Here is a 400-nt window from a genome sequence, read left to right as displayed (position 1 = left end):
GTAGGTCAGAGCCTGGCCCAGCGAGGTCAGCCAGTCCACCTGGGTTTCGCCTGGCGTCGCGCAGGCATAGGTGTAATTCGAGGCGCCCAGGGCGGCGACGAAGATGTGCGCCCGGCGCACTTCGCCGGTGGCCGGGTCGACCACCGGCAGCGTCGGCCCGGCATAGTCGATGAATAGCTTCTCGCCCGCACGGTGCAGCTGACGCATCGAACGTTTGAGCGTCTGGGCGTAGCGCCGGTAGTGCTCGACGAACTGGGTGTAGCGGTAGGTCGGCTGGCCCGCATGCGCGGCGAGATATTCCTCCCACAGCAGCTGCAAGGTCACGCCCTTGCGTCGCAACTCGCGGTGGATGCTCAGCACATCGGGCAGCACTCGCTCACCGCGCGGCTTGTTCGTCGAC

1 protein-coding gene is annotated in these 400 nt (G+C 66.8%); it reads right to left on the bottom strand.

Going from position 1 to position 400, the window contains the following annotated elements:
* Positions 1–400 (bottom strand): IS21 family transposase (locus MUU46_RS00045; protein ID WP_509908876.1); only part of this gene is annotated, 400 nt, incomplete at both ends.

It is taken from the genome of Scandinavium tedordense, from assembly GCF_024764965.1.
Taxonomy (GTDB): Bacteria; Pseudomonadota; Gammaproteobacteria; order Enterobacterales; family Enterobacteriaceae; genus Scandinavium; species Scandinavium tedordense.
The sequence above is the reverse complement of the archived record's forward strand: the minus strand, read 5'-3'. Positions and strand labels throughout refer to the sequence as shown.